The organism is Halorubrum halodurans, assembly GCF_002252985.1.
GTDB lineage: Archaea > Halobacteriota > Halobacteria > Halobacteriales > Haloferacaceae > Halorubrum > Halorubrum halodurans.
Window position 1 is genome coordinate 1 of sequence record NZ_NHPJ01000057.1, and the last position, 9299, is coordinate 9299.

The 9299-nt window shown below is 72.9% G+C and carries 7 protein-coding genes; 2 read left to right on the forward strand and 5 right to left on the reverse strand.

Annotation, left to right across the window (positions count from 1 at the left end):
- A partial coding sequence (gene ligA / locus DJ70_RS04945) for an ATP-dependent DNA ligase LigA (RefSeq protein ID WP_143420933.1) occupies window positions 1–1794 on the reverse strand: 1794 nt, incomplete at its 3' end.
- A 124-nt stretch (window positions 1795–1918) separates the two neighbouring features.
- On the opposite strand from ligA, the gene DJ70_RS04950 reads away from it, so the two are divergent.
- Together DJ70_RS04950 and DJ70_RS04955 are read left to right on the forward strand one after the other, a co-directional pair.
- On the forward strand, window positions 1919–3460 hold the full coding sequence (locus tag DJ70_RS04950; protein ID WP_094530703.1) for a hypothetical protein: 1542 nt from the start codon (window positions 1919–1921) through the stop codon (window positions 3458–3460).
- A 146-nt stretch (window positions 3461–3606) separates the two neighbouring features.
- Window positions 3607–5340: a sensor histidine kinase gene (locus DJ70_RS04955; RefSeq protein WP_094530705.1), complete on the forward strand. Its 1734-nt coding sequence runs from the start codon at window positions 3607–3609 to the stop codon at window positions 5338–5340.
- A 12-nt stretch (window positions 5341–5352) separates the two neighbouring features.
- Here the strand turns inward: DJ70_RS04955 and purK are convergent, their stop codons facing one another.
- From purK to DJ70_RS04975, 4 genes are all read right to left on the reverse strand, one after another.
- A complete protein-coding gene (purK, locus tag DJ70_RS04960; RefSeq protein WP_094530707.1) occupies window positions 5353–6525 on the reverse strand; it encodes a 5-(carboxyamino)imidazole ribonucleotide synthase in 1173 nt (390 codons plus the stop codon).
- An 83-nt stretch (window positions 6526–6608) separates the two neighbouring features.
- A complete protein-coding gene (locus DJ70_RS04965) occupies window positions 6609–7526 on the reverse strand; it encodes an NAD(P)-dependent oxidoreductase (RefSeq protein WP_094530709.1) in 918 nt (305 codons plus the stop codon).
- 83 nt (window positions 7527–7609) lie between these two features.
- Window positions 7610–8353 carry a hypothetical protein gene (locus DJ70_RS04970; protein WP_094530711.1) on the reverse strand — a complete coding sequence of 248 codons (744 nt, stop codon included), beginning with the start codon at window positions 8351–8353 and terminating at the stop codon, window positions 7610–7612.
- A 45-nt stretch (window positions 8354–8398) separates the two neighbouring features.
- The coding region (locus DJ70_RS04975; RefSeq protein WP_094530713.1) for a cell division protein FtsZ at window positions 8399–9299 on the reverse strand (901 nt) is incomplete at its 5' end.

Consider the following 9299-nt stretch of genomic DNA (forward strand, 5'->3'; position numbering starts at 1 on the left):
CGGTTCGTCGGCGTCCGCGACCGACTTGTCCTCGCGGACGCCGACGAACCGGGGGAACCGGAGCGCGTAGCCGGAGCCGTACGTCGGGGACGCCTGGATCTCCTCGTAGCCGACCTCGAGGACGACCTCGGGCCGGATCCGGAGGTCGGTTCCCGACTCGGCGACGACGTGCGGCTCCAGCCGCTCCGTGAGCTCCGCGAGCTCCTCGTCGGTCAGTCCCGTCGCGACCTTCCCGATCGGCTCGTAGCCGTCGCCGTCGCGGACCGCGAGCAGGAACGTCCCGAACAGCTCGGCGCGGCGACCCTCGCCCCACTCCGCGCCGACGACGACCGCGTCCAGCGTCTCGACGTCCGGCTTCCGTTTCAGCCAGTCGCGCCCGCGGTCGCCGGGCGTGTACGCCGACGCCGGATTCTTCAGCATGACGCCCTCGTGGCCCGCCTCGAGGGCCGCCGACTCGATCCGGGCGACCGCCGCCGCGTCGTCGACGACCCGCAGGTCCGCCGCCGCGTCGGGGAGGACGTCGACGAGCCGGTCGTGGCGGGCACGAAGGGGCTCCCGGAGGACCTCCTCGGGGGCGTCGTCGCCGTCGTCCGCGTCCGCGCGCTCGGTGTCACCGCCCGCGAGCAGGCAGTCGAACGCGTGGAGCCGGCAGGTCACCGCCTCGCGCATCCGGTCCACGTCGTGTTTCCGGCGGAACCGGCGGAGCACCTCCTGGAACGGGAGCGGCGAGCCGTCCTCGTCGACGGCGACGATCTCCCCGTCGAGGACGACCGGGACGTCGACGCGGTCCGCGACGTACTCGACGATCTCCGGGAGTGCCTCCGTCACGTCGTCCATGTTCCGCGAGTAGAGCCGCGGCCCGAAGCCGTCGGGCCCCGGCGCGTAGTGGACCTGGACGCGCGCCCCGTCGAACTTCGTCTCGACGGCGACCTCCCCGAACGACTCGACCGCGTCGGCGGCGGTCCCCGCCTGCGCCAGCATCGCCTGGACCGGCCTCCCGACCCGGATCCGCTCGGCGTTCAGTCCCTCGATCCCCTCGTCGCGGGCGAGGCGTGCGACCCGGCCGTAGTCGTTCGTCACCTGGAGGGCGCGCTCGACGGCCGCGCGCGCCTCGTCGGTCGCTCGATTCGCGGCGTCCTCGTCGTCCGCGGCGTCCTCGTCGTTCTCGTCGTCCGCGTCGTCTTCATCGGTCGCGGTCGCCGTGTCCTCCGTCTCGTCGTCCGTGTCGTCGGGCTCCGCGAGGAACGCCTCGGCGACCGCGTCCCGCACGGTGCCCTCGCCGACGCCGATCCGCATCTCGCCGAGCACCAGCCGCGCGAGCGTCCGCGCCTCCGCCGGGTCACAGCGGTTGAACAGCCCGAACAGCGCGTCGACCTTCCGGGACTCGCTCCCCTCGCCCGTCGCGGCCGCGAGCTCGCGGAGCGTCCCGTCCACCTCCGCGACCGAGAGCGGGTCGCTCCCGCCGCCGAACGCCGAGAGCCCCCGCTGGCCGCCGAAGTCGAAGCCGGCGGCGACCGCGCCGATCTCCCCGCGCTCGGCGAGCCGCGCCTCCACGTCGTCGGCGGTGACGTTCGGCCCGGCGGCGCGGGCGATCGCCTCGCGACACGACGCGGGGCCGACGTCGAGGGTACGATCGTCGTGTGCGGGGTACGTCCGCCCGAGCAGGAAGCGGGTCACGGTCTCGAGGTCGTCGCCGGCGTCGGCGAGCAGGTCCGCGACGATCGCCGTCGTCTCGAGGTCGGCCGGCTCGGCCTCCAGTTCCTCCACCCGCTCGGCGAACGCGGCGAACTCCATACCCCGGCTCGGCGATCGGCGGGCAAAAACGCGCCGATGCGGGACGAGCGGCCGCCGAGCGGGAAGCGAACCGGACCGTTCCGGGTCGGGGCTCTTTTATAACCGCAGGCCGTCGGGCCATCGCATGAGTACCGAGTCGACCCTCGCCGACGGGGTTCACGAGGCGCTGGCCGTCGACGCGGAGGCGTTCGCCGCGCGGGCCGAGGCGGAGGCGGAGGTCGTCAAACAGGGACTACACGACGGCGCGTTCGACAACCACCAGTCGATCGTCGGCTTCGAGTACGAGTTCTACGCGGTCGCCGACGGCCGCTGGAGCGAGGAGTCCCGCGCGGGCGAGTACGCCCTGATGCGCGTGCCCCGCAGGCTCCTGGAGCTGATGGGGTTCGAGAAGGAACTCGGGCTCCACAACGCGGAGATGTCGACGAGCCCGCAGCCCCTCTCGGACCACGGCCTGCGCGCGCAGCTCGCGGAGGTCCGCGCCCGGCTGGAGGCCGCGGAGAACACCGCCGGCGTCGAGGGGATGCGGCTCGTCTCCGACGGCGTCTGGACCATCCCGCCGGCCGGCGAGACCGCCCGCGAGTACCTCACCGACAGCGTCGACCTCGACGGCGTGACCGTCGCGGCGAACATGAGCGACGCCGTCCGCTACCACGCGATGGCGAACGCCGGCGACGACGCGCCCGTGACGCTCTCGGCGCCGGGCGTCACGCTGGAGGCCGACACGGTGATGCCGGAGAGCCTCATCACCTCGATCCAGCCGCACTACCAGGTCGCCCAGGCCGACACGCTGCCGGTTCACTTCCGGTACGCGCTCCGGATCGCGGGACCGCTCTTAGCCCTCGGCGTGAACTCGCCGCTGCTCCCGCCGGACCTCTACGACGACGGCTGGGACGCGGAGCGGATCCTGACGGAGGGGGCGACCGAGAACCGCGTCCACGTGTTCGAGTCCGTGCTCAACGCCCGGACCGACGCCGACAAGGTCCGGTTCCCACGTGACCTCCACGACGTCGAGACCGCCGTCGACCGGATCGCGGGCGACGAGACGCTCGTCCCCATGCCCGAACCGTCCGGCACCGACCGCTTCGACGACGACTTCGCCACCTTCCGGACGAAACACGGCACCTACTGGCGGTGGGTCCGCCCGGTGTTCGAGGGGGCGAGCCGCTCGAGCGCGAACGCCCGGATCGAGTTCCGCCCGGTTCCCGCCCAGCCGACCGTCCGGGACTCGATCGCGTTCCAGGCCGCGTTCGCGGGGTTGATGGGGGCGCTGCCGCGCCGTGAACACCCCGTCATCGGGCTCGAATGGGAGGCGGCGCGGGACAACTTCTACGCCGCGGTCGCCGACGGCCTCGACGCCGACATGGAGTGGATCGGCTACGACGGCGAGCACACGACGGACGCCGAGACGATGTACGCGGACCTCCTCGACCACGCGGCCGCCGGGCTCCGGACCGCGGGCTGTTCGGAGTCGGAGGCGGAGTCGTGGCTCGCTCCCCTCCGCTACCGGGTCGACCACGGCGTCACCCCGGCCGACTGGAAGCGCGCCGGCGTCCGGGAGCGGATCGCGGCGGGCGACTCGTTCGCCGACGCGGTCCACGACACCCAGCGGGCGTACATCGACCGCCAGACGGTCACCCTCATCGACGGCGGCTTCTCCGAGTGGTGAGATGGGCGGATCGGGGGAGCGACGGCGACGGGGCCGCCGAACGCCGGCCGGAGGCGACACGACGACCGAACGCCGGAGGGAACGGGGGACCGCGCGGTCGGCCCACTTAAGTATCGAACGGCGTAGGTTAGGGTAGATCAGACCACATGCCGTGGCAGTCGACCCCGTACGTCCTCTTGCTCTTTCTGTCGGCGCTGGTGGCGTCGCTGTGGGCGGGGTACGCGATCCTCTCGGTCCCGGCTGAGCGGCGAAACCGGCCGGTCCTCGCGTTCGTCGTCCTCTGTCTCTCGGCGGCGGTGTGGGCCGCGACGTACGGGATCCAGATCGCGAGCACCACCCTCGAGGCGAAGCTGTTCGCACACCGCCTGTTACACGTCGGCGCGGCCGCGACCCCCTCCGCGTGGCTGGCGTTCGCGCTGGCGTACGCCGGTCGCGGCGAGAGCCTCACGCCGCCCGTCGTCGCGGCGCTCACGGCGGTCCCCGTCGCGCTGGTCGCGTCACTGTTCGCGAACCCGTACTCGCTCGCGATCGTCGACGTCGGACTCGTGACGACCGGATCGCTCACGCGGCTGGAGACGACGCTTGGTCCGGCGTATCAGTTCCACCTCGCCTTCTCGTACGTCGCGGTAGTCGCCGGGGCCGCCCTCGTCGTGGGGCACGCGCTTCGCTCCGGCGGACGGGTGAAACGGCAGGCGGCGCTGCTCATCTGCGGGGCGCTGGTCCCGCTCGCGTTGAACGTCTTCGAGGTCCTCTCCGTGCCGCCGTTCGGGACGGCCGCCGTGAACCTGACCCCCGTCTCGTTGTCGCTCTCGACGGCGTGTTTCGGGGTGGCGATGTTCCGCTACCGCCTCCTCGATCTGACGCCCATCGCCTCGCGGGTCGTCGTCTCGGAGATGGACGACGGCGTGGTCGTCGTCGACGCCGACGGGACGATAGTCGACGTCAATCCCGCCGGGGAGGCCGTCGTCGGCGACCGGGAGGCGGCGATCGGCGCGCCGGCCGCGACGCGGCTCCCGGAGTACGATCGGCTCGGGACCGCCGCGGACGACCCCGTCCTCGTGACCCACGAGGGCCCCGACGGCGAGCGGTTCCTCCGGCTGAGCCGGTCGCCGCTCCGACGGGGCGGCGAGACGTACGGCTGGGTCGTCCTGATCGGCGACGTGACGACGATAGAGGAGCAGCGACGGGCCCTCGAGGAGCGGAACGAACGGCTGGACGCGTTCGCGGGGGTCGTCTCACACGACCTCCGGAACCCGCTCTCGGTCATCTCCGGCTACGCGGAGCTCGCGAGCGAGACGGGGGACCCGGAGCACCTCGAGCGGATCCGGTCCACGGCCGACCGGACGACCGAGTTCCTCGAGGACCTGTTACAGCTCTCGAGACGGGGCGAGACCGTGACCGAGTTCGAGCCGGTCTCGCTCGCGGAGACCGTCAGTGCGGTCGCGGACGACGCCGCGGACGACGACCTCACGGTCGTCGTCGACGACGCCGTCGCCGGCGCGACCGTCTCGGCGGACCGCGTCCGGTTTCGGCAAGTGCTCGACAACCTCCTGCGGAACGCCCGCGACCACGCCGACGGGCCGGTGACGGTGACCGTCGGCCGCCTGCCCGACGGGTTCTTCGTCGCGGACGACGGCCCCGGCATCCCCGCATCCGAACGGGAGAGCGTCTTCGACGTCGGGTTCACGACGCGCGAGCCGGGCACGGGGCTCGGGCTGGCGATCGTCCGCGACGTCGTCGAGGCACACGGCTGGTCGATCGAGGCGACGGACGGCGAGGACGGCGGCGCGCGGTTCGAGGTCGTCGGCGTCGAGTTCGTCGAGCCCGCCGACTCTGCCGACACCGACGACCCGGTCGGCGCGTCCTCCGAGACGCCGTGACCGGCCGCCGCCCTACGTCTCGCGGAACGTCAGCCCGTCGCGAAGCTCCCGCGCCCGCGACAACAGCGCGTCGCGGGCGGCCGACTCCGGGTCGGCCGTCGCGTCGGTCAGCGTCAGGTGACCCATCTTCCGGAGCGGGCGCGCCTCGTCCTTGCCGTACCAGTGGAGCGAGGCGTCCGGCGCGTCGAGGACCGTCTCGACGCCGCGGAGGGTCGCGGGCCGGCTCCCGTCCGTGTCCCCGAGCACGTTCGCTGTCACCGCGGGCGCGACGAGGTCGGTCGGGCCGAGCGGCCAGCCGAGCACGGCGCGGACGTGGTTCTCGAACTGCGAGGTTCGCGTCCCCTCGATCGTCCAGTGGCCGGAGTTGTGCGGGCGCGGCGCGATCTCGTTGACGAGCACGTCGCCCTCGCGGGTCTCGAACAGTTCGATCCCGTAGACGCCGCGCCCGTCGAGGAAGTCGAGGACGTCCTCGGCGACCGCCTCGGCGCGGGCGATGACCTCGTCGTCCGCGGGGGCAGGGGCGACGCTCTCGCGGAGGATCTCCTCGCGGTGGATCGTCTCCGTCACGGGGTAGGTCCGCGTCGCGCCGTCGGCCCCCTTCAGTCCCATCACGGCGATCTCGCGCTCGAAGTCGACGAACCGCTCGGCCATCGCGTCGCCGCCGACGTCCGCGAGCGCGTCGGCCGCCTCCGCGGGCTCGTGGACCGGGACGTTCCCGCGGCCGTCGTAGCCGCCGCGGCGGGCCTTGAGCATGACGCCGCCGAACTCCTCGACGACGCGCTCGAGCCCCTCGGCGGTCGCGACCGCGGCGAACTCCGGCACGGGGATCCCGGCGTCCGCGAGCGCCTCCGTCTGGACCAGCTTGTCCTGGATCGTCTCGAGGGTCGCCGGGTCCGGCTGGACGGGCACGTCGTGTTCCGCGCCCGCCGCCGCCAGCACGTCGGGGTCGGCGAGCTCGATCTCGAAGGTGAGCGCGTCGACGCGCGCGGCCAGCTCGCGGATCCCCTCGGGATCGTCGAAGTCGGCGACGATCTGGTCGCGGGCGACGCCCGAGGCGGGACACTCCGGCGTGGGGTCGAGGACGACCACGTCGACGCCGAGCGGCGAGGCCGCCTCCGCGAGCATCCGTCCGAGCTGTCCGCCGCCGACGACGCCCAGGGTCGGGCCGGGCAGGGTGATCGACATCTACCCGGAATACCGCACGTCGACGAATAAACATTCCTGAATCGGTCGATCGATACCCATGTTCGTGGATCGTCCTCCCGGCGTCAGTCCGCGCCGTCGATCCGCGCCTCCTCGCCCGCCAGCAGCTCGAGGACCTGCATCACGCCCGAGTTGTCGTCGCGGCCCATGTCGTTTTGGACCATGGACTTGTACAGCTCGTGGGCGAGCTCGGTCTGGGGCATCGGCGAGCCGAACGCCTCGCCGGCGTCCGTCGCGATCCGGAGGTCCTTGTACTGGTACTCCGCGAAGAAGCCCGGATCGAAGTCGCCGCGGATCATCGACTCGGCGCGGTTGTCGAGCGTCCAACAGCCCGCCGCGCCGCCGCTGATCGCGTCCACGACCGCCTGGAGGTCCGCGCCCGCGTTGTGGGCGAACACCAGCGCCTCGCTCACCGCGACCATCTGGGCGGAGACGACGATCTGGTTGCACGCCTTCGTCGTCTGGCCCGCCCCGCTGGGCCCGCAGTGCGTCACCGTCTCGCCCATGACCTCGAGGGCGTCCCGCCACTCCTCGAGGACGTCCTCGTCGCCGCCGACCATGATCGAGAGGGTCCCCTCGATCGCGCCCGACTCGCCGCCCGAGATCGGCGCGTCGAGGGCGTCGACGCCCGCCTCCCCGAGCCGCTCCGCGACCGCCTCCGCGACCGTCGGCGAGATGGTCGAGTGGTCGATGAGAGTGGTTCCGGGAGTCACGCCGTCTATCACCGGCTCGGGCTCGCCGCCCTCGCCGAGCACCACGTCCTCGACCGCGGGTGAGTCGGGGAGACAGAGGAAGACGACGTCGCTCCGCTCGGCGACGCCCGCGGGCGATCCGCCGTCCTCGCCCCCGTACGCGACGAGCTCCCCGACCGGTTCGGCCGAGCGGTTGTGTCCCACGACGTCGTACCCCGCGTCGAGGAGGTTCTTCGCCATCGGCAGGCCCATGATACCGAGTCCGACGAATCCGGCGGTGGCTGTCGCCATACGTCCCGTGTCGTCGAACGGCGGATAAACCTGATCCCGGCGGCGGTCGCTCCGTCCGGACGATCCGTCCGCCCCGCCGGACGCTACACCGAGACGGTCGCGAGGTCGCTCTCCAACTCCTCGACGAACCCGTTGTACGCCTCGACGAAGCCCGCGAACGGCTCGGCGTACTCGCGCACGTCGGCCGCGGAGGGGGCCTCGTACTGCGAGAGGAGGTAGAGCCCGCCGGAGCCGCCGACGCGGAGGTACGACACCGATCCCTCCTCCCACTTCAGCTCCCACCGGTCCCCGCCGACGCGGGCGGTGAACGTCCCGTACTCGTCGCCCTCGTAGCGGTACACCTCGCCGGCGATGACGCCGCATGTCTCGCGGATCGAGTCGAGCACCCGGTCGCGCTCGGCGACGACCCCGTCGGTCGAGGCGGGCTCCGGGAACTCCGCGGAGACCCCGTCGAGCACGCCCGACAGCGAGTCGACGTACGCGTTCCAGGCGGCCACCATGTTCGGGTAGTCCTCGAGGGCGGCCGACAGCCCCGCGGGATCGGGGGGCTGTTTCGTCGAGACGACGTAGGTGTCCGAGCCGCGCTTCGGGGAGAACAGCAGGAACTCCAGCTCGCCGGCCTCGTGTTTGACGGTCCACTCGCCGGCGTCGGTCTCCAGCGTCTCTCGGCCGTAGTCGCCGCCTTGGAGCCTCGCGAGCCGGTAGGCGATCCCGCCGGCGTGGTCGCGGACCGCGGCGACCAGCTCGTCGCGCCGGTCCGCCACCGCCGCCGCGTCGGACACGTCGAGGTCGATGCCGAGCCCGGCCGTCTCGGAAGGGGAACTCACGTCCCGACGGGGGCGACGAACGGGGTTAACCGGTTCGGTCGGGAACTACTCGGTTCGATCCGGGATCGACGCGCGGATCTCGCGGATCCGCTCGGGCTCGTCGATCCCCGACCGCAACACGATCGCGAACACCGCCTCGCCGTCGGGAACCGGCGCGTCCCCGCTCAATATCGCGCCGGAGCCGGTCTCCTCGGCGAGCCACCGTCGCCCGTCGGCGATCGCCTCCCGGTTGAGCCAGGCGGGCGGGCCGCCGACGACGAGCAGGGTCCGGTCGGCGCGGCCCTCGGGGACTCCGACCGTGTTCTTCCCGCGAGCCGCCTTCCGGATGACCGTCTCGACGGCCGACACCGCGGCGCTCGTGTCCACCTTCTCCGGCTCCGAGGAGCCGAACAGCCCGAGCCCGAACCGCGACTCCGTCTCCGGGGGTTCGACCTCCTGGGTCGCGTAGCCCAGCGCGGCGAGCTCGCCGTCGTCCCCGACCGCGCGGGCGACGTCGCTGGCGTCGAGCACCTGTTGGGGGGTGACGGCGTCGTCGTCGCCCTCGCCGGCCCCGAACAGCGCCGCGATCCGGTCGGCGACGACCCCGTTCAACCGGTCGCGAGCGTCCGCCACCGTCTCGCCGCCGCCGAGCCACGCGTCCGTGTCGAAGGGAAAGACGGCGGCCGTCCGCTCCGAGAGCGCGCCGAGCGTCCGGGCCGCGTTCTTCTCAGCCAGGGGCCGTCGGGGGGCGGGCTCGTCGTCGCCCCCCGGCCGGGCCGTCCCGCTCCCCGCGTCCGCGTCGCTCTCGGCGGGCGTCGGAAGGACGGCGACCGCGTACACCGGCGCGTCGTACAGCGTCCCGAGCTCCGCGGCGAGCGCCGGGGCCGCGCCGCCGCCGGCCGCGCCGCCGACCCCGACGACGAGGACGAACGCCTCCGCGAGCGACGGGCGCTGGTCGTCGAGCGCG